The organism is Bacteroides zhangwenhongii (genome assembly GCF_009193325.2).
In the GTDB taxonomy this organism is placed as follows: domain Bacteria; phylum Bacteroidota; class Bacteroidia; order Bacteroidales; family Bacteroidaceae; genus Bacteroides; species Bacteroides zhangwenhongii.
In genome coordinates this window covers 1,873,726-1,894,829 of record NZ_CP059856.1, presented here as the reverse complement: position 1 = coordinate 1,894,829, position 21,104 = coordinate 1,873,726, and the positions used below count along the sequence as shown (strand labels likewise).

Annotated in this window: 16 protein-coding genes; all 16 read left to right on the top strand. The window is 39.3% G+C overall.

What is annotated here, in order from left to right:
• Positions 1 to 215: 215 nt before the first annotated feature.
• The 16 genes from GD630_RS07645 (at position 216) to GD630_RS07570 (ending at position 20,646) form a co-directional block, all read left to right on the top strand.
• Complete coding sequence (locus tag GD630_RS07645; protein ID WP_143865636.1) at positions 216 to 1,325, top strand: FimB/Mfa2 family fimbrial subunit; 1,110 nt, start codon at positions 216 to 218, stop codon at positions 1,323 to 1,325.
• Positions 1,322 to 2,497 (top strand): hypothetical protein, encoded by a 1,176-nt coding sequence (locus tag GD630_RS07640; protein WP_143865638.1) that lies wholly within the window; start codon positions 1,322 to 1,324, stop codon positions 2,495 to 2,497. Before GD630_RS07645 ends, GD630_RS07640 begins: the two co-directional genes overlap by 4 nt.
• Before the next feature lie 45 nt (positions 2,498 to 2,542).
• The gene (locus GD630_RS07635; protein WP_143865640.1) at positions 2,543 to 5,590 is read left to right on the top strand and encodes a DUF4906 domain-containing protein; all 3,048 of its coding nucleotides are present in this window, start codon (positions 2,543 to 2,545) and stop codon (positions 5,588 to 5,590) included.
• A gap of 153 nt (positions 5,591 to 5,743) precedes the next feature.
• Positions 5,744 to 6,316, top strand: coding sequence for a UpxY family transcription antiterminator (locus GD630_RS07630; RefSeq protein WP_143865642.1), 573 nt, complete (start codon positions 5,744 to 5,746; stop codon positions 6,314 to 6,316).
• 16 nt (positions 6,317 to 6,332) lie between these two features.
• Positions 6,333 to 7,130 (top strand): polysaccharide biosynthesis/export family protein, encoded by a 798-nt coding sequence (locus tag GD630_RS07625; RefSeq protein WP_143865644.1) that lies wholly within the window; start codon positions 6,333 to 6,335, stop codon positions 7,128 to 7,130.
• 2 nt (positions 7,131 to 7,132) lie between these two features.
• Positions 7,133 to 9,514: a GumC family protein gene (locus GD630_RS07620; RefSeq protein WP_143865646.1), complete on the top strand. Its 2,382-nt coding sequence runs from the start codon at positions 7,133 to 7,135 to the stop codon at positions 9,512 to 9,514.
• A 23-nt stretch (positions 9,515 to 9,537) separates the two neighbouring features.
• Positions 9,538 to 11,460, top strand: a complete 1,923-nt coding sequence (locus GD630_RS07615) for a polysaccharide biosynthesis protein (RefSeq protein WP_143865649.1) — start codon at positions 9,538 to 9,540, stop codon at positions 11,458 to 11,460.
• Between the two features lie 11 nt (positions 11,461 to 11,471).
• The gene (locus tag GD630_RS07610) at positions 11,472 to 12,428 is read left to right on the top strand and encodes a glycosyltransferase family 2 protein (RefSeq protein WP_143865650.1); all 957 of its coding nucleotides are present in this window, start codon (positions 11,472 to 11,474) and stop codon (positions 12,426 to 12,428) included.
• 50 nt (positions 12,429 to 12,478) lie between these two features.
• Positions 12,479 to 13,513 carry an acyltransferase family protein gene (locus GD630_RS07605; protein ID WP_182505734.1) on the top strand — a complete coding sequence of 345 codons (1,035 nt, stop codon included), beginning with the start codon at positions 12,479 to 12,481 and terminating at the stop codon, positions 13,511 to 13,513.
• Positions 13,468 to 14,262, top strand: coding sequence for a glycosyltransferase family 32 protein (locus GD630_RS07600; RefSeq protein ID WP_143865655.1), 795 nt, complete (start codon positions 13,468 to 13,470; stop codon positions 14,260 to 14,262). The genes GD630_RS07605 and GD630_RS07600 overlap by 46 nt, the downstream gene beginning before the upstream one ends.
• Positions 14,259 to 15,185, top strand: coding sequence for an alpha-1,2-fucosyltransferase (locus GD630_RS07595; protein ID WP_143865667.1), 927 nt, complete (start codon positions 14,259 to 14,261; stop codon positions 15,183 to 15,185). The genes GD630_RS07600 and GD630_RS07595 overlap by 4 nt, the downstream gene beginning before the upstream one ends.
• On the top strand, positions 15,185 to 16,249 hold the full coding sequence (locus GD630_RS07590) for a glycosyltransferase (RefSeq protein WP_143865670.1): 1,065 nt from the start codon (positions 15,185 to 15,187) through the stop codon (positions 16,247 to 16,249). The genes GD630_RS07595 and GD630_RS07590 overlap by 1 nt, the downstream gene beginning before the upstream one ends.
• The gene (locus GD630_RS07585) at positions 16,249 to 17,256 is read left to right on the top strand and encodes an acyltransferase (RefSeq protein WP_143865672.1); all 1,008 of its coding nucleotides are present in this window, start codon (positions 16,249 to 16,251) and stop codon (positions 17,254 to 17,256) included. Before GD630_RS07590 ends, GD630_RS07585 begins: the two co-directional genes overlap by 1 nt.
• Positions 17,257 to 18,480 carry a Coenzyme F420 hydrogenase/dehydrogenase, beta subunit C-terminal domain gene (locus GD630_RS07580; protein WP_143865674.1) on the top strand — a complete coding sequence of 408 codons (1,224 nt, stop codon included), beginning with the start codon at positions 17,257 to 17,259 and terminating at the stop codon, positions 18,478 to 18,480.
• Positions 18,477 to 19,628, top strand: a complete 1,152-nt coding sequence (locus tag GD630_RS07575) for a polysaccharide pyruvyl transferase family protein (RefSeq protein ID WP_143865676.1) — start codon at positions 18,477 to 18,479, stop codon at positions 19,626 to 19,628. Before GD630_RS07580 ends, GD630_RS07575 begins: the two co-directional genes overlap by 4 nt.
• Positions 19,629 to 19,668: 40 nt before the next feature.
• The gene (locus GD630_RS07570) at positions 19,669 to 20,646 is read left to right on the top strand and encodes a glycosyltransferase family 10 domain-containing protein (RefSeq protein ID WP_143865678.1); all 978 of its coding nucleotides are present in this window, start codon (positions 19,669 to 19,671) and stop codon (positions 20,644 to 20,646) included.
• The last annotated feature ends 458 nt before the right edge of the window (positions 20,647 to 21,104 follow it).

Genomic DNA, 21,104 nt, shown 5'->3' with positions numbered 1-21,104 from the left:
AACCACTAAGTAATCCTGATGGCGGGACCGCTTCCCGTCGGAAGAGAGTTCCGCCATCCTTTTAATGTAAAGAAAGCGCTTGGGCTATCGGCGTAAAGAGAGATGCCGTTTTTGAAATCCTGAAGAAGATTCTGGGTTTCCACTTAATTAGAAATTTCCACTGCGGTTCCACCCGCAGACTATATATATTGGTCATTAATAAGAAATGATAGATAATGAACACACTGTCTTATATCAAATGTTGGGGAATAGCAGCATTGACAGTCGTAGTGCGTGCTTTCCTGTTCGTATCGTGTGATAGTATGATTTATAACGAAGAAGGCGATTGCTCCGTGCGCTACCGTCTGAAATTCCGTTATGATATGAATCTGAAGTTTGCCGATGCTTTTGCTCATGAAGTGAAGTCTGTCAGACTCTACGCGTTCAATCCTGAAGGAGAGCTGGTATGGCAGTCTGCCGAACAAAGCAGTATCCTTGCATCAGGTGATTATACCATGTCTCTTGACCTTGATCCTGGTGATTACCATCTTGTCGCATGGTGCGGACTTGATAACGAAGAATCCTTCACTTTGCCCGACGTATCGCATAGATGCCATCTGGAAGATTTACATTGTAAGTTGAAACGGCAATATGATTTGGAGACAGACGAAGCAACAGGTACTCAAAAACGTATCACTTGTTCTAGAAAAGACTTACATCCATTGTTTCATGGCACTCTCGATGTCAGTCTGCCTGTAAATGATGATGGGGGCGAGTATACATATGTCATGTCCCTGACGAAGGATACGAACGTATTTCGTGTGGTGCTTCAGCATCTTTCCGGAGAAGATATAAACGCTGACGACTTTGTCTTTAGCATTGAAGACCGGAACGGCTGGATGGCACATGATAACTCATTGATCAATGATGAGCCGATTACCTATCGTGCTTGGTCCACCTATTCGGGTGAAGCTGGTGTTGATGTACTAACAAAATCCGGTGTGGATGTAATGCCCGAAGTCGGGAACCGTGCTGTGACAACAGTCAAGGCTGCCGTAGCAGAACTTACGGTAAGCAGGTTGGTGAAAAGAGACTGGAACCTGTACTCACGTCCGATGTTGACGATTCATACTACGGAAGGAAAACTAGTCGTTTCCATTCCCGTTATTGACTACGCTCTGTTGGTAAGAGGCGAATGTAACAGGAATATGTCCGAACAGGAATTTCTCGACCGGGCAGATGAGTATAATATGACATTTTTTCTTGACGAAGACAATAAATGGGTAAGTACAGTGATACAAATCCTTTCATGGAAAGTGGTACGTTCTAATGTGGATATAGAGTGAAAAAAATATCGCGATATACAGTATGGATGGCAGTATTTGCCGGTTGGGCATTACTGTTGGCAGCGTGTAGCAGCGGAGAGAATGGCTGTATGGACGAAGTACAGCCGGATACTTCCACCGCTACACTCATCCTGCATACCGCTCTTCTTGATAAAACCCGTGCGGTTGATATCTCTGCGGATAACTCTGTCGAATATATGTACACGTTACGCATTGTTGTCCTCCATGCGGACGGCAGTGTGGAACATAACGTCTATGTTGATTTCGGTAACTTCCCTCAAACCGAGTGTTTCAGAATATTAGAGGTGACACGGAATGAAACGAAGAAAATATACCTGATAGCTAACGAAGAGAGTGTATCTTCCGAACTTCATGGAAAATTGGAAACATTGACAGTCGGTGATAATACATTCAGGAGCATTGTGGACGAATTGTATTTCACTCCTGATTATAGGAACCCCATTCCTATGAGTTCGGTATATGATGTTCCGGTCAATGCGGAGAGCCTGGTAGAACGGCAGTTCTATTTGGTTCGTGCTGCTACCAAATTCGCATTCCATTTTACGAACGAACGTGAAAATGCTGTCAGTGTGGATGCAATTACTATTTCCGGAATAGTGGGGAAAACCTATCTGATCCCTCATAAAAAGGAAAAGGAGATGTTTTTTGAGGACGAGCAGTTCTTTTGGGTTGATTGGATGAAAAAAGTGGCGGATGAGTCACAAAAGCATCCGGAGGATGTGACGCTGGCGGATAGGAGAGGATGGATACAGGATTACGATATTCCTTCCGGGCAGACTCACGAGGCAGTCATTGTTCGTTCCCCGACTCTTGTTCCCGGTCTTACATATCATGTGAATGAAGCTCCCACTCCCGGTGAAAAAATGTTCCCCGTGTTTTATCTCCCGGAAAGTAAGAACCTCAAAGATGGAACGCAAGAATATGGAGAGCAAGCCTATACGATGACCCTTCATCTGACAGAGAAAAATCTTGAAGGAGAAACCGGGGCCTCAGAAGAGAAAGAAGTATTGTTTACCCGGCTTTTTCCGAATCTGAAAGCCCTTTTCCGCAATACTCATATACTGGTCGACGTCACTTTCTGGGAGGAGGGTGTGAAAGTGGATGTAATACCTTATAGCGAGGTTGTTCTTAACCCGGATTTCGGATTATAAATGAAACGACAGTAACATACTAAGAAAGAACGATAATACGGTAAGATGATGAGACGTGATATATTATATACATTTCTGTTCATACTTGTCCTCAGCATGGCAAGTTGTGTGGACGACTGGTTTGAAAGAACGGAATCACCTGGAGAGGGGCAGAGCACGGTGTCTGCCACCGTAGATTTCCGTCCTATGGCTTCGGGGCTTACGCAGAACACAAGGGCGGCAGGAGATGCGATTAAAGAAATAGAGACACTTTATGTCTTGTTGTATGATGAAAGCGGAAACCTTGTGGAGAATCAAAGCCGTCAGATTCTGGATTTTGAAATCACCGATGAGAAACGTGTGGACGCAGACGCAGACAATAAAATATCTGCAGAGACACAGACTCCACGTGCCACTTTCAAATTAAAAGAAATACCTTTTGGCAGATACTATATTTATGCTGTTGCCAATGTTCCCGATCTTCTAGCCAAGAAGTATTCCGATTATATCAAGACCATAGACGGACTTAAGCGTATTCCGTTAACCTGGCATAATGTTTCCGGTGAAGTTGGCAAAAACAGCCAGATGCTTGGATATTTCACATCGACCAAGAAAGACCAGCCTGAAAACGAACCTCTTACCATCAACAGACCGAGCATCTACCTGCATTCATGGTTGCGCCGGGCTGCTTCGAAGCTTACAATTGCTTATGACGGCAGCCGTCTGAAAGAAGGTGTTTTTGTGTACCTCAGGTCGGTACAGATAAAGGATATTCCGATGCAATGTTATTTGGGGAAGGATAATAATGTAGGTGCCGAGGGATACGGACTGGATAAAACTTTGTTGGACGGTGAGGAACTAAAATACTATAAAGGCAGCTTGCCTACAACTTACGACCATGAATATAACGGCCCGCGTATCACACGGGGAAAACCTTATTATGGTTCCCATCATGAAGACTCCGTTGCTGTATACTTTTATGAGAATATGCAGGGGGAAGGTAAGGACAAGCGGCAGGACGCTGATGGAAAAGACGGGCTTGACGCTCCCGGAATGCCGGGAGATCCCGGTTATAAATTTAAGGATGGTATGCCATATGGTACATATGTAGAAGTAGATGCATATTATGTATCCATTAATTCAGAAAGAATTGGCAATGGTTCTATCAAATACCGGTTCATGCTTGGTCAGGATATTTACAAAGACTATAACGCCAAGCGCAACTGTCATTACAAACTGACGCTCAGATTCAAAAATTTTGCCAATGATGTAGACTGGCATATCGAATATGAGGAACCGGAACCAGGTGTTATAACTCCGGAACCCTATTTCATATCATATTTGTATAATCATTCAATGATGTACCCTATCAAAGTAAATACAGGTGGACGTGAAATTGAATATATCAAGGCGGAAATTACGGATAACCGTTGGGCTCCGTATAATGCCAGTGGCTTGATATATTACTCCCAAATGGACAAAGGGAATGCTAATCAGTGGAATGGTTTCCTCTCATTGCATAAGACTGTAGATCTGGTTATTCGCAAAACGACCACTTCGGTAAACGTGGATTCTAATAAAGAGCATTATGAAAAAGCTCCTAAAAGAGGAGAACGTACATATACAGACATGAGTGTGGGAGAACATACTACAACCGGTTCCGATTCGACAGATACATACCGTGTGGAACAACATCCTACCGAAGCGAATACATACAATATCTTTATACCTATGTATACGCGTGCCAAACAATTGATAAAAGAAACGGCTTATACCGGTAACAATCCTTATGTCGCATATCATCGGAAGGCAGAAGTCAAAATTACTACCAAACTGAAAGGTTTGGAAAAAACATTTGAAAATATGGTAACCATTTATCAAGTGCGCCGTATTGTCAATCCCAAAGGCATATATCGTAGCAGCGGAAAGAGTGAACCGTTTCATGTGGTGTTGAAACGCTTGCCAAAAGAGAATGCAACCGAATTTGAGACATTTGTGTCAGAAGGCCCGTGGAAGGCGTATGTTGTAAGGCATTGCAACAGCGATGGAAGTTCAGTGCGGGTTATCAACCTTGACAAAGGGAGTGGAATGTCGGAATGCATAAAAGATACCGTATATGGGAAAACCGGTTCTGAGATTGATTTTAATGTCAATTTTGACGGGACGTGTGATGCCAATACTTCTCGTTATGCCATCATAAGGGTAGAATACCACAACTATACTTGCTATCACCTTATATTTGTACGGCAGGGGGATAGTCCGGATGACTTGATAGCCGGTGGAACGAGATGGCATGCCAAGAATATGAGGACAAAGACGGAAGAAGCGGAATCTCCGCTGGATGAAGGCTCTCTGTTCGGGCGTGGTAATTGGACCTACCCTATTGATGCGTTGAATAATAAGAATCCCAAGGAATATTGGGTTAATATCGTACCTGAGGATTTTAAAAAGTCATACCCTGAAGATGGCTTCTTTACAATAGCCGGAAGTGGTGAAAAGAAGAAGTGGAGTGATATAACCCGGAATGAAGATTTTACGGAGCCCAAAAACGGCTGGAAGGTTGCCAGTGCCTCGGATTATCAGGCATTGTTTGATAGTGATGATATAAAACAGGGATATGGAGTGTTATATGGAGATGGGGCAGAAGAAACTGCTGATGATCTAAATGACGTGTACGGTTATGATTACACAACCTCAAAGATACGTGGAATGAGAGGATGTTTTGTTTATAACGAACAAACAGGAAAAAATCTATTTTTCCCGATAGGTGCTTCCGGTTATGGTCATAGGAAAGATTCTAGAGGGGAATTAGCGGAAAATCAATATAAGGGAATTTTGCGATATGCATCAAGTAGAAATACATATTTCAAGCCGACTGATGTAAGTGATGCTTATCCTAATGGTGTCAATGACTGCCCATTGTTTTATGACATATATATGCGTCCTGGTGCGATATACTGGTATGATAAGACCGGAGAGAATAAGGTAAATGGTACAACGGAAAACAGTGTAGGATGGGATTTTAATTATTTTACATTCGATTTTTATCCTATGGGTAGTTGGGGTACAAGTGGCGGTAAGGATGCTTGCTTCGTTCGCTGCGTAGAAAAATAATCCTTTTATGTTCGAAACTGTTTTACTCACATATTTTGATTTGTGAGTAAAAAGAAAGTTTTTTCTTGTTTGTTATTTATTATTTTATCTATCTTTGTACCCAAATTCATTCCGTTGTCCAAAAAATAACGGAGAAATGAAGGGTAAATATACATGATCATTAGCAAAAATGACGATCAGAATCTTCTGCCAACAACTGTGATTGGCAGAAGCGTAGCACGCTCAAAACGCTGGCTAGTGGCGGTTGTACGCATATATCACGAGAAAAAAACGAGTGAGCGGCTAACGAAAATGGGGATTGAAAATTTCCTTCCTATTCAACAAGAGGTTCATAAATGGAGTGATCGTCGTAAAGTGGTAGATCGCGTTTTACTTCCGATGATGATTTTTGTCCATGTCGACCCTCAAGAACAAAAAGAGGTGTTGACGCTGTCCGCTATCAGCCGTTATATGGTACTGCGTGGGGAAAGTACTCCGGCTGTTATTCCTGACCAACAAATGTTGCGATTCAAATTTATGCTCGATTATTCGGATGAAACGATCAGTATGAGCACATCGCCGTTGGCACCGGGAGAAAAGGTACGGGTGATAAAAGGACCTTTGGCAGGTTTGGAAGGAGAGTTGGTGAATGTGGACGGCAAGTCTAAAGTTGCTGTCCGGTTAACTATGTTGGGGTGTGCATGTGTGGATATACCGGTGGGATGTGTAGAGCCGGTATCAGAATAATCAAAAAAATATTTTCATGAAAAAAATTCTAGCAAACTCTTTGCTACTCTTGTGTCTTGCAGGAGGGCTGACCTCCTGTGTCTCATCTAAAAAAATGCTTTATCTGCAGGGTGCAAATTCGTTAGACCCGAGTTCACAGAAAGTACTTGATGATTATGAATTGCATATCAAGCCGGATGACCAGCTTTATATTACTATTAATAGCAAGGCACCGGAGTTGTTGACACCTTTTGCCAATAGTCAGGTGTTGGGCTCATCCACCACTAGCGGAGCTTCGCAAGAACTGCAAGGACTTCTGGTGGATAAGAATGGCGATATTGAAGTACCCGTTTTGGGAAAAATACATGTAGCCGGTCTTACACGTTTGGAATTGGCAGGGGTAATCAAGAATAAGTTGATAGAAGGTGAGTATATCAAAGATCCGACGGTAGAAGTCCGTTTTAAGGGAGCGAAAATTTTGCTTTTGGGAGAAGTCAACAGTCCCGGTGTAAAAGAACTTCCTAGCGACAGGGTGACTATCTTGGATGCGATAGGGCTAGGCGGTGATTTGCCGCCAACAGCGAAACGGAATAATATACAGGTGATTCGGGAAGAAAACGGAGAGCGCAAGAGTTATACGGTAGATTTGACTTCCAGTGAAGACATTTTTAATTCTCCGGTTTATTATATGCAACAAAATGACGTGGTTTACGTAGAGCCCAATAAATCAATTAATGTGAAGGGAAGTTCTGCACTGACTTACTTATCTGCCGGTGGTAGTATTATAGGTGTATTGGCTTCCGTACTGTCATTAATCTTTATTCTTGCAAAATAAAAATGGAATATACTCAAGAAAACAAGGAGAAAACGGCTGGAGAGAGTGGTTTTAATATTACTTTACGGGATGTTGTAGAATTGATCATAGCCAATTGGTATTGGTTTGCCATTTCTGTAATTGTCTGTGTGAGTGCTGCTTACTTATATACCCGTACACTGGTCCCTGTTTATCAGCGTCAGGCCGTCATGTTAGTGAAGACCGGTGGAAAAACAGCTAATTCGGATATATCCGCCATGCTGGAACTTCAGGGAGGAGTAACAGGAAGCGGGGTTGAAAATGAAATGTATATCCTTCGCTCACATCAATTGGTACGTGAGGTAGTCAATCGCCTGCATTTGGATGTGTCGTATGAGGAAGACGGCTTTTTTCGTAATACTTCCTTGTTTGCAGAATCTCCGGTTGAAGTGACTTTTTTTGATCCTTATCACTCTTTTGTTTCAATGAATGTCACTCCGCTGGATGTAAAAAACTACACGATTTCCAATCTTGTCGTAGGAGGAAAGAAGCTCTCAATAAATGGTAATCATGCCTATGGAGACACGTTACAGACAGAAGCGGGACGAATGATTGTCAATCTGAAACCAGAGAACCTCTCTACATACATAGGTAAGCCTGTCTTAGTAAAACGTATGAGTCCGGAAGCGGCTACGGCTATTTATAAAGGAGGTATTTCTACTTCTTTGGCAGGTAAAGGTACTACGATGGTACAAATCACCTGTGTTGGCAATAATGTTTCACGTGCCGATGCGATATTGAGTGCTTTGATAAATGTGTATAACGAAACGATTATTGAAGATAAAAATCGTATAGCTGTAAATACGGCTAAATTCATAGACGAACGCATTGCGGTGATCGGCAAGGAACTGGGAGATGTAGAAGAAGAATTGACAGACTTTAAACAGCGCAATCGTATTATAGGTACAGAAGGCAACGGCTCTCAATATCTGGCTGAAAGCAGTCGTGTGAAAGGTGAAACCTTGCAGATGGAAACAGAATTGTCTATTGCACAATCCATTAAGAGTTATTTGATGGATGTAACCCGCAACAATCAACTGATTCCTAATGTTTCCGGAGTAGGGGATGCAAGTGTGCAAAACCAGATTACCGCTTACAATGAACTTATGCTTCAGCGTAACCATCTGTTGGCTGAATCCGGAGAAAAAAATCCGGTAGTCCAGACGGCTGATAAGAATTTGGCGGAGATGCGTACCGTAATTTCCGGTTCAATGGATAATTATATCAAAAATCTTCGTCTACGATTGGATAGGACACGGGCTGTGGAACATCAGATTAATACTGAGATTCAAGCGGTGCCCAAGCAGGAAAAGATGGCGTTGAGTATTATCCGCCAGCAATCCATTAAAGAGGCATTGTATACTTTTCTGTTGAATAAGCGTGAAGAAAATGCGCTTCAGTTAGCTGTAACGGAGGCTAATATTCGTGTTGTGGAGTCTCCATTTGGTTCTAATGCGCCTATTGCCCCTCATTCTACAACTTTTTTGCTGGCTGCTTTAGCAGTGGGATTAGCTATTCCTTTGGGGATACAAGTGTTGTTGATGCTATGGAATACTTCCGTTCGGGGACGTAAGGACATAGAAGATTATACCACCATTCCGGTGTTGGGTGAGATTCCTTCCCGTAAGGAAGAAGTGGCGGATAATTCTATAGTAGTAGATGAACATAAGAATGATCTTATCTCTGAAGCCTTTCGTTTATTGCGTTCAAACATCAATTTTGTAGCAAAGGATGCCCGTGTCATTATGTTTACGTCTACCATGCCCGGTGAAGGAAAGTCTTTTGTGTCTCGTAACTTGGCAGTGGCATTGGCTATAGCCGGAAAGAAAGTAGTATTGGTAGATACTGATTTGCGCAAACGGACTCAAGGTAAATTAGTGGGTGTCAAACATAAGGAAGGGTTGAGTACTTACCTTTCCGGCTTGCATGATGATATAGATAATATACTGGATAAGGGGCTGATTCATCCTGCTGTAGATATGTTGTTGGTTGGCCCTGTACCTCCTAATCCTTCCGAACTTTTGATGAGCGATCGTTTGGAGAAATTGGTAGATGAGTTGAAGAAAAAATACGATTATGTGATTTTGGATAATGTCCCTGCACAGGTGGTAGCGGACGCTACGATTGTAAACCGTGTAGCTGAATTGACTTTATATGTGGTCCGTGATGGAAAACTCGATCGTCGTTATCTTCCGGAGTTGGAACGTTTGCATCAGGAAGGTAAGTTCAAACATCTGTGTATTGTATTAAACGACAGCCATATTGAAAAGAAAAAGTATGGTTATGGCTATGGTTATAGCTACGGTTACGGATATGGCTATGGGGATGGCTACTACTCGGAGACGAATAAAAAAAATAAGAAATAAGGGGAACTTTTTATTATTGGGGGATGAAAGAAAAATTGAATGCTTTTATCCAGTATATAAGTAGAACTTACTTTAGTTACTGGATAATATGGGGAATTGATTTGTTTATTTCAGTATTGTCCACTTGCTTTACTTATTGGTGGATACATTATAACGCTGAGGTGTCTTTAGATAGTGGGGCTATGATTCGGGTTGGAATTTTAGCCGCTATTGCGACTACGATAGCTTCCTATCTTTTCCATACTTATCGTAATACCATTCGTTATTCTCAGTTGCGTTGCTTATGGCCGTTGATCTGTTGCTCATCATTCAAATCGGTATGTATAGCGATTGCCATTTTCTTATGGATTGAACCGTTCGGATTGTCTGCCAATCAGAGATTGATGTTTGTCTTATTTGATGGAATGTTGACTTTAATCGCTTTGTCTACTTTCCGTATGTTGATGGTGATAGTCTACGAGACGTTGATTGAATTGATGAATAAGGAGAATATGCGTATTCTCATTTATGGTACAGACGATAAAAGTGTAGCACTGAAGACCCGTTTACTACATAGTTCTCATTATAAGGTTATCGGATTCTATTGTTATGGAACTATTTACAAGCATCGTCGTTTGGCGGGATTCCCTATTTATTATTTCACCAATGAACAAGATTTCCAGCAGCTTATTCGTAAACGCCGTATTCAAGGTATTTTATTTGCTCATAATGAGTCTACCCGTTTAGAGGAAACTCGTTTGCTTCAATATTGCAAGGATAATCATATCAAGACTTTGATAGCTCCTTCTATCAGCGAAGCGGATGAAAACGGTAACTTTCATCAATGGGTGCGCCCTGTAAAGATTGAAGATTTGTTAGGACGTCCGGAAATTAATATCAATATGAGTGAAGTTGCCAATGAATTTAGCGACAAAGTAGTAATGGTTACGGGAGCAGCCGGTAGTATTGGTAGTGAACTTTGTCGTCAATTGGCACATCTTGGAATCCGTAAACTGATTATGTTTGATTCGGCAGAAACGCCATTACACAATATTCGTTTGGAATGTGAACGCCGATTTCCACATCTTGATTTTGTTCCTGTGATAGGTGATGTGCGTGTTATAGAGCGTTTACGCATGGTGTTTGATACCTATCATCCTCAAATTATTTTTCATGCAGCTGCTTATAAACACGTCCCGTTGATGGAGGAAAATCCATGTGAAGCTGTATTGGTCAATGTGACCGGTACCCGTCAGGTTGCGGATATGGCAGTGAAATATGGAGCTGAAAAGATGATCATGGTTTCCACTGATAAAGCTGTAAATCCTACTAATGTGATGGGTTGCTCCAAACGTTTGGCAGAAATCTATGTACAGAGCTTGAGCTATGCCATTAAAGAAGGCAAGGTAAAAGGATGTACTAAATTTATAACTACCCGCTTTGGAAATGTATTAGGTAGTAATGGTTCAGTTATTCCCCGTTTTAAAGAGCAAATTGAAAATGGCGGTCCCGTTACGGTGACTCATCCCGATATCATACGATATTTCATGACTATTCCGGAGGCGTGTCGTTTGGTAATGGAGGCTGCCACTATGGGGGAAGGCTATGAGATTTTTGTTTTCGAAATGGGAAAACCTGTGAAAATAGTAGATTTGGCTGTTCGTATGATTGAATTGGCGGGATATAAGCCGAATGAAGATATTGAAATACAATTTACAGGATTACGACCGGGTGAAAAACTGTATGAAGAGGTATTGAGTGATGAAGAAAATACGATTCCTACTCATCATAAGAAGATAAAGATAGCAAAAGTACGTCGGTATGAATATGGGGATATTGTGGAAACGTACGATAAATTCGAGAGATTATCCCGTTCTGTACAAATTTGGGAGACGGTAAAATTGATGAAGCAGATAGTACTGGAGTTTAAGTCGAAGAATTCGAGGTTTGAAGAATTGGATAATTAGATATAGCTACTATGTTTCCTAAAATATCTTGTATTATACCAGTTTATAACGCAGAAAAGTATCTTCACCGTTGTTTGGATACTGTATGTAACCAAACATATTCTAATTTGGAAATTATATTGGTGGATGATGGAAGCTCTGACAATAGTGGTAGCCTCTGTGATACTTATGCTGCTAAATATCATAATATAAAGGTCTATCATATTTCTAATAGTGGTGCTTCGTCGGCTAGGAAGATAGGCTTGGATATGTCTACAAGTGAGTATGTGACTTTTGTGGATAGCGATGATTATGTTGAGCAAAACTATGTAAGTGCAATGTATGAGGCTTTGCAGAAGTATGGAACTACGATCGCTGGGTGCGGAACGCAATGTATAAAGTATGGGGATAAAGTTAGGATGATTGACGATCCTCAAATAAAGATATTAAAAGATGATGAGTTGATGACCCGTTTTTTCAACTATGAGTTTTGGGCTTTATGGGGGGGGCTTTATCCAAAGACTGTTTTTACAGGAATACACTTTCCTAAAGCTACTCTCAGCGAGGATTACTTTATCAAATGTCAGATGTTCCTGCGAGACAGTCAGATGGCATATGTGGATGCTCCATTGTATATCTATGAGAAACATGAAGGTTCATTGTCAAATACAAAGTTGTCGGCAAGAGCATTTGAAGAGTTTGAGAATACATTGAATGTGTATGAACTGATAAAAGAACAGATTCCTCAGTATTCGCAATTAGCGCTAAAGAATGCAGTTGAGACAACTATAAAGTTGTTGTTGATGGGCAATGCTGAATTGAGAAATAGTTATAAGGCGCAGTATGTATCTATTCGTCGATTCTTAAATGAACATCTCTCTGAGATATATCATAACCGTTATCTTCTCGGAAATGTCAAGACAATAGCTGTGATGCTGATTTTCTGTCCCTGTATGGATAAAGTGTTAGACAAGATATTACAAAAATGATTTCCCCCCACACCTCCACCACGTCACGGTCGCTTGCAAGAGATTCCAATATGGAATTGTTACGCATAGTAGCGATGATTTTTGTGCTGGTTGTTCACGCATGTGGTGCCTCATTCGGTGCGCCAGCAAAGATGAAAATTGTAGAAGCTCCGCTATCAGTTATAGTAGAACTCTTCACAGAAAGCATTGTGATAGTTTGTGTCAACCTGTTTGTACTGCTGTCTGGGTGGTATGGTATTAAAGCAAAAAAAAATAGTCTGTTGAAATTGTTATTCCAAGTTTTTTTCTTTACAATAGTAGGATTTAGTATATATAAAATTGTGATAACCAGCGGGATACAATATTCTGCTCGTTTAAGTGATTTACCAGTCAGTGCCTTGCTTTTCAATATCCTACTTGTTGATTTTTGGGATTATTGGTTTGTAAAGTCATATCTTCTCCTATTTATCCTTTCGCCAATGCTAAATGCTTTTGTAGAACATGTTGCTAGAGAACAGTTTAAGACATTGCTCATTAACTTCTTTATATTCCAAACTGCTTATGGATGGTTGTTTGAAGGAGTCGATCATATAGCAAAGGGGTATTCAACCATATCATTTATAGGTTTGTATTTGTTGGCTCGTTATGTTAAGATATACCGACCAAGGATTGCCCATTTCAATAAGTATCATGACTTGCTTATATATCTATTCTGTACACTTATGACTACTGGTTTCGCTGTAGTAATGTTGAAGGTGGGTAACAAGGATTGGGCACAGGCTGCTTTTTATTATTGTAGTCCATTGGTGGTCATTGCATCGTTATATTTGGTGCTGTTCTTCTCCAAGATAAAAATACGCAGTCGATTCATCAATACTATTGCTGTATCAGCATTTGCCGTATACCTTTTTCACTGTCAATCTCAGTTGTTTCACTACTATAAAATGTTTATTTCTCAATGGTATAATAATTCAAACATAATTGTGTTTCTCTCGTATACAATTTTATTTATAATTGCAGTGTTTATAGCTTCTGTGCTATTAGATAAAGTGAGAATTATATGTTGGAACGCGCTTTCAAAACACATTGTCAACAAGGTATCATGATACCCAAGATAATACATTATTGTTGGTTCGGTTGCAACCCTATACCCATGAACTTACAGAGCTATATGGATTCGTGGAAAGCGCTGATGCCAGACTGGGAGTGGAAGAGATGGGATGAAGATTCGTTTGATATCTGTAGTATATCCTGGACATCGGAGGCATATGACGCAAAGAAATATGCTTTTGTGTCAGACTATGTGCGTTTGTATGCATTGTATGAGTATGGTGGATTGTACTTTGATACTGATGTGAAATTAAAAAAGAGTTTGGAACCTCTCTGTCAACGGTATGATGCCTTTATGGGTTATGAAAATAATGAAGAACTGACTTCTGCTGTAATAGCTATGCCCGCTCACCATCCGTTAATTGAAAAATTTTTAGTGCATTACAAGGATAAGCACTTCTCACAAGAGATCGTCAGTGGTAATGTGGCTAATGTGCGGATGATGACGGAAATATGCAAGGAGCAAGGTTTGTTGTGCAATGATAAAGAGCAAGACCTTAAGTTGTTTACAGGTACTGCAGACGAGTGCCAGGTGCATATCTATCCGAAGACCTATTTTTGTCCACTAGATTTCTATCATAACGAAAATTTCACCAATAACACCTATGCGATCCATTATTTCGATGCATCATGGTTAGACAAGAAAACAAAAGACCGTATCCTGCAAGAACGCTCTGTATGGTATAAGGCAATGATTGCTGTAAAGGCAGTGCTGAGCAAAATTCTAACACTAATAAAACGATGATACACGTATATATACGAGGAGGTAGATTGGGCAATCAGTTGTTTCAATACGCTTATATAAGGCACCTTCAGAAGCATAATCCAGAACAGAAGGTATGTTATCATTTTGATGAGGTGTACCAAGCAGGTTCCTCTGAAGATGATTTTGTCAACGCTCTTAAGTTCTTTAAGGTGAAGGATGTGGAGGAAAGTGGAACAAATCCGAAGTTGTCTTTGATACAGAAAATATTATTAAGAATTTATTGGCGATTCTTTCCTCATAGGGATAATGAATATGAACGCAATATCTTTCAAAAAAGATGGGTAAGGTTGATGGATGTGTTTAATCTGAAATATTTGGATGTAGGCTATCATAAGTTTAGAGATAAAGTAGAGGGAGATGTTATTGTTTCAGGTTGTTTTGAAAGTGAAAAATATTTTGCAGACATCAAGAACGAGATACTAGAAGAAATCAAGCCGCTTAGGGGGATTTCAGAAAAGAACCAGCTCATGTTGGAACGTATGCGTAACACAAATTCTGTGCTGTTAAGTGTACGCAGAGGCGATTTCGTATATGATACGAAGTTTTCGAGTATGCATGCGGTCTGCACCCCCAAATATTATGAGCGCGCATGGGAATATATGAAAGCCCATGTGGAGAACCCTGTGTTGTTCATTTTTTCAAATGATATTGAGTGGGTGAAACAGAACCTAGACTTTGGTGTGGAGACTCATTACGAGAGTGGTAACGATCCATCGTGGGAAGCATTAGAATTGATGTCGAACTGCAAGCATTTTATTATCTCGAATAGTACTTTTAATTGGTGGGCACAGTATAAGAGCACAAATAATGAAAAGATTGTTTGTGCGCCGGCAAGATGGTGGAATGGTCCACTTAAACCTGATTTGTTTTTAGATAATTGGGCTCTGATATCTGTTGACTAATGAAACCAATATTGAGTATAGTAGTACCTGTTTATAATGCAGAAGCGTTTGTAGCACGGACGATAGAGAATCTTTTGGCAGAGAATGTCAGCAAGGAAATAATTCTTGTGAATGATGGTTCTACTGATAGTAGCCTCGAAATTCTCCAGGCATACGCATCTAAGTATAGTTGTATCAAAATAATTAATCAGGAAAATAGTGGCGTTTCATCAGCTCGTAATGTTGGAATGGACGCTGCTATAGGAGAGTATATTTTTTTTAATGATTGTGATGATATACAAGAAATTGGAACATTGACACGAGCTGTTGACTATTTTGATATGGGGGTAGATGTTGTGATTTTTTCTTATAAAGATGTGGGAGCGAGAGGTAAAATACTAAGTGTGACAAATTATCTTTCAACTGGTTATTATTCTATAGAAAAATGGGCTAGTGATGTGGAAGGTCTTATAAACAGTCATATAGTCAGTTGTAGCGGGACAACTGTTCGTAAATTATCTATATTGAGAGAGTATAATATACGTTATAACGAGTCTTTGAATATTTATGAGGATGTAATATTTGGTTTTGAATATATGTGTTTTGTTAATAAATTATATTATATAAATGAGCCGTGGTATTCTTATGTACACATTAATCCTCATAGTTTGTTTCAGGGCTACCATAATACTCAAGCACAAGCTGTACCATTGCTTCTTAAGACAGTAGAACGCTTTTTTAATAAAGTTATCGATGCAGAATATATTCCATATATTTATAAATATGCCCAAATTATATATAAAGCTGCTGTGCAGAATGAAGCTAAGCATCAACCGTTCTTTTCTTTTGATGCAAAATGTAAATTAAAAACTATAGCAGATTCTCCTTATTTGGAATATTGCAATGTCTCAGATTCTCTTTTACCTAAGATGTATTTTTATTGTTTAAGTCATCATCATTTTACTTTGTTAATGTTTCTTGCAGGTTTATATCCGAAAGTTGTCAGTGCAGGATGGCGAATCGTGATTCCTATTGGTAGGTTTGTGAGACGTAAAATTCTGCATAACATGAAAAAGTTATCTTAATGGAACATATGCTTACGAAACACTGTGTATATTTTGATTTCATAAAAGGGTTGGCTATTATGGGAGTTATTGCAATTCATACTGTAAAACTTAATTTTGATCCAATCTCTGTTATGGGAGTACTGATAGTGGTAATACGAAATTTTTTGGGATGTTGTGTACCGTTGTTTGTTGCGGCAAGTGGATATTTCTTATGGAAGAAGAGCTTCCATACAAAAATAGAATATAAACGGTTTCTTACATCTAGACTACGTATCGTTTATATTCCTATGTTGCTGTGGGGACTTCCATGGTTTCTACTATCGCTAAAAGGAGCAAATATGGTAGGAGCTGCGTATAACACTATTTTATATTTTGCAGGAGGTTTGTCCATTTTTTATTTTATTACTTTGATTTTTGAATGTTATGTTTTTTTACCTATCATCAAGAAGGTAAGATTTGTGGGAGTAGTATTGCTATCTGTAATATCAATAATTATAACTTTCGTTTGGACGATGGTAAATCATACAACTGGTTTACATGTGCCTCTAATAGTTTATTGTAGTTTTCCTACATATATAGGATATTTTGCTTTAGGGTGTTATCTCGGGAGGACTGAGATTAGACCTAATTGTTGGATTGTATGCATAATTACAATTTTGGGATTAATTGGGGCGGTAGCCGAAACATATTATTGGTTTACATATCATGGTACGAATAATGGGATGGGGTTGAAATCTAGTGTGTCTTTTTTCTCATTTGGGGTAATTTTATTGGTGTTTTCAAAGCGGTTTTCAGACAAATATAAAAGTACGAAAATTACAAAATGGATAGAATGGTGTGGAGTTCAGTCTATGCCTATATACTTGTCTCATATGCTTATTCTTTTCATAATAAATTACATGGGTATACAGTTTATGACTTGGTTTATAAATTGGTTGTTATTATTTTCTTTAGACGTTTTTCTAGTTTGTGCGATATATAGGGGGCTACCACAAAAAGTACTTCCTTATTTGGGAATAAGATAAATGATAAATATCACAGATAAATCAAAATGCTGTGGATGTAGTGCTTGTGTGCAGCGTTGTCCTAAACAGTGTATTGTGATGCAAGGAGATGAGGAAGGTTTCCTCTATCCACAAGTTGATGTGTCACTATGCATAGATTGTGGGGCATGTGAGACGGTTTGTCCCGTGATAAATCAGGATGAACCAATTACTCCATTGAAGGTATTTGCTGCGAAGAATAGCGACGACGAACAACGCTTGTGCAGTTCTTCTGGGGGGGTGTTTATACGGTTAGCAGAAAAAACGATATGTGAGGGTGGTGTGGTTTTTGGGGCCCGTTTCGATAAATATTGGGGAGTTGAACATTCCTACGCAGAGACTCTTGAAGAACTTGAGCCTCTCATGCGCAGTAAGTATGTACAAAGTCGTATAGGCAATGCCTATAAAAAAGCAGAGTGTTTCTTACGACAAGGTAGAAAGGTGTTGTTTGTGGGAACTGCGTGTCAGATTGCAGGACTACGAAAGTTTCTGCATAAGGATTATGATAATTTGCTCGCTGCTGATGTGATTTGTCACGGTGTACCAAGTCCTGAAATTTGGCGCACTTATTTGGAACACTTGAAGTATAAGACCAATTGTAAAACCATTACTTCCATTATATTCCGAGGTAAGCAAGATCAGGGTTATGAGTGGAAAAACTATGGTTTTGTGGTAAAAGGTAAAGATAGTGAAGGTAAAGAGCGTACGATATGCTCAGAGGGGTTCATGTTGAATATTTATCTTAAAGGTTTTTTGTACAATCTATACCTTAGACCGAGCTGCCATCAATGTCCTTCAAAGGATGGTAAGAATGGAAGTGATATAACATTAGCGGACTTTTGGGGTATTGAGTCGCTGGATTCTGAATTTGCAGACAACAAAGGTGTTAGTATTGTATTCGTTCAGTCGGAGAAAGCACTAAAAGTATTGAGGAAATTGCAAGGCATCAGTGTGGTGGAATCAACGTTGAAAGATGCTACTGCATGGAATGGACTCTTTTTTACTTCTACGCCTTATGAACCCAATAGTCAAAAGTTCTGGCGATTCTACAAGGAGAGTCATAATATGAAGGAAGCGGTTGAAAAAGCTTTATATGTACCAATTTATAGAATGTGGAGCAACATGGTTAGAAATAATTTTAATCAATATACTATAGGCGTTCTTTACAAAATAACCTATATATTAAAAAGCATGATAAAGAAATGAAGATAGGGGTAGTTACAATGTTCAAACGTACGCCTAACTATGGTGGGGCACTACAAGCTTATGCATTACCTACTTTTTTATGTAAGATGGGGCATGAGGCGGAACAGATCTTTTTTGATGATTCGAGTGTATGCGAACGTGAAAAGTTGCCTTTTCTCAAATCAATAGAGATAGGGACAAAGGTATTTTTATGGAATATGATACAACGTTTGAAGCATCCGCTACATACATTCAAGTACCGGTGTCGCTTTAAAGAGATGATACGATTTGGAATGGATGTGACTCCGCATAGTAAGAAATTTTACTGCTATAATAATATAGTGGAGACAGCCAATCTTTATGATATGTATGTAGTTGGTAGTGATGTAGTATGGACTCCTACGCTCAATTCGCCTATATTGTTGCTCAAGTTTGTACCAGAGGGTAAGCGTAAAATTTCATATGCTGCAAGCTTCGGTACTAACACTTTGACTCCACTACAACAGCAACGTTTTAAAGCTGACCTTGCAAATTATCATGCGGTGAGTGTGCGAGAAAAATCTATGGTATCGGTGCTTGAATCTGCTACGGGTAAAAAGGTGGAGCATTGTTTAGATCCTACGCTTTTACTTGAACACAAAGATTGGGATAAGATTTGTTCCTCTCGTATCATTGGTGAACCTTATGTGTTCAGTTTCTTTCTTGGAAATAACATGAATGCCCGAATAACTGCAATAGAGTTTGCAAAGAAAAAAGGCTTGAAGTTAGTCAATATACCTTATTTGTGGGAGCAATATTCAGATTTTGCTCATTTTGGTGACATCAGATTGTCGAAGGTTTCGCCTAAAGATTTCATTTCGTTAATTAAATATTCAGATTATATTTTTACAGATAGTTTCCATGTGTGCGTATTCTCGCAAGTATATCAGCGTAGTTTTTTTACTTTTCGTCGTAATTCTGCTGATATGCAAAGCATACGCATCACTGATTTTCTTGAACTGACAGGTCTTTTAGATCGATATTGTGGTACAGCGGAGCGTGAAACATATGCTTATTGTGATAGCGTAGAAGAGGTGGACTACAACAAAGCAAGCGAGGCTTTACAAATAATGAGACAACAGTCGATTGAATATCTTATTCGCAATACAAATGTTACCAGCAAATTGTAAATCGACAATTTCGGTAAAGTTAAATTGACATATAAGTTAAATGAAAAAGAAAGTAGCTTTCGTAAATTTTTGGGAAACATTTAAGCCCAAAGACTCTCTATTCTATAAGATTTTGTGTAAGCACTTCGACATAGATCTTGTGGATTTAACACAAGCGGAATATGTATTTTTCTCTGTATGGGGCGATGAGCACCTGTATGCACCAAACAATGCAGTTAAGATATACTTTACTGGTGAGAATCGTACACCAAACTTTAACGAGTGCGATTATGCGATGGGATTTGAACGCCTGTCGTTTAGAGATCGCTATATGCGCTTTCCTTTATACTGTATCTATCCTGAATATCTGTTATTGGAGAAAAAACAAATTGGCATAGACAAAGGTACTCTTAATGCAAAGAAGGGCTTCTGCAGTTTCACTGTAAGCAATGGCACTTGCCAGCCCCGCAATGAGATGTTTCACTTATTGAATAGCTATAAGAGAGTAGATTCAGGAGGCAGGTATCTGAACAATATTGGTGGACGAGTGGAAGATAAATTTGCTTTTGATAAGGAACATAAATTCTCTATTGTGTTTGAGAATTTTAGTTATAATGGTTATTGTAGCGAAAAGATAGTACAAGCGTTTGCAGCACAGACTATTCCTATTTATTGGGGAGATACTTTGTGTGAAGAGACATTCAATACAAAAGCATTCATCAATGTACACAAGTACAAGACCTTTAATGAGGTACTTGAGCGAGTGAAAGAAATAGATAATAACGATGATCTTTACCTTGAAATGCTTAGTAATCCGGCTCTTATTTCAGAACAGGAGGGGTATGAAGGTAAAATATCGCAGTTGGAAGACTTTCTACTGAATATTTTTTCACAGCCACATGAAACTGCACGTAGGCGTACTCGTATGTCATATCACGAGATAGCTAAACGCAGAGAAATGATGGAAGTCTACTACAGAAGTAAAATGTCGATAATAAGCAGATTATATCATTGGGTGAAAGGTAGTAGATTGTGGTAAAAAAACAAATATACAACTCTTACGCATAATTGCCATGTGTATGATAATAGGATTACACTATTGGAATGCTCAAATAGGAGATGGTAAACTTTTGAATACCTGCTTATTCTGTGCTACGCAGTCGTTGTGCGTATGCGGTGTTAATCTGTTCGTCCTAATAACAGGGTGGTTTTCTGCCAAATCCACTATAATTGTATGATATTGCTTGAACAACAATTGAATATAGCGCAACGATGGCATTATGACAGTCTGTTTATTGTGACTGAGGCGCTATTCTTGTTTCTTTTCTTTGTACAGTTGAACTTTAAATCAAAATGGATAAATTTCCTAGCAGCAAATAGTTTCGGTGTTTATCTGATACACACAGAACCTCTGTTCTTCCAGAATGTTTCCTATTACGATATGTTCGCAAAATATAATACAACCGATTTTTTAGCCCAAACTGCAATGTTCGTTTA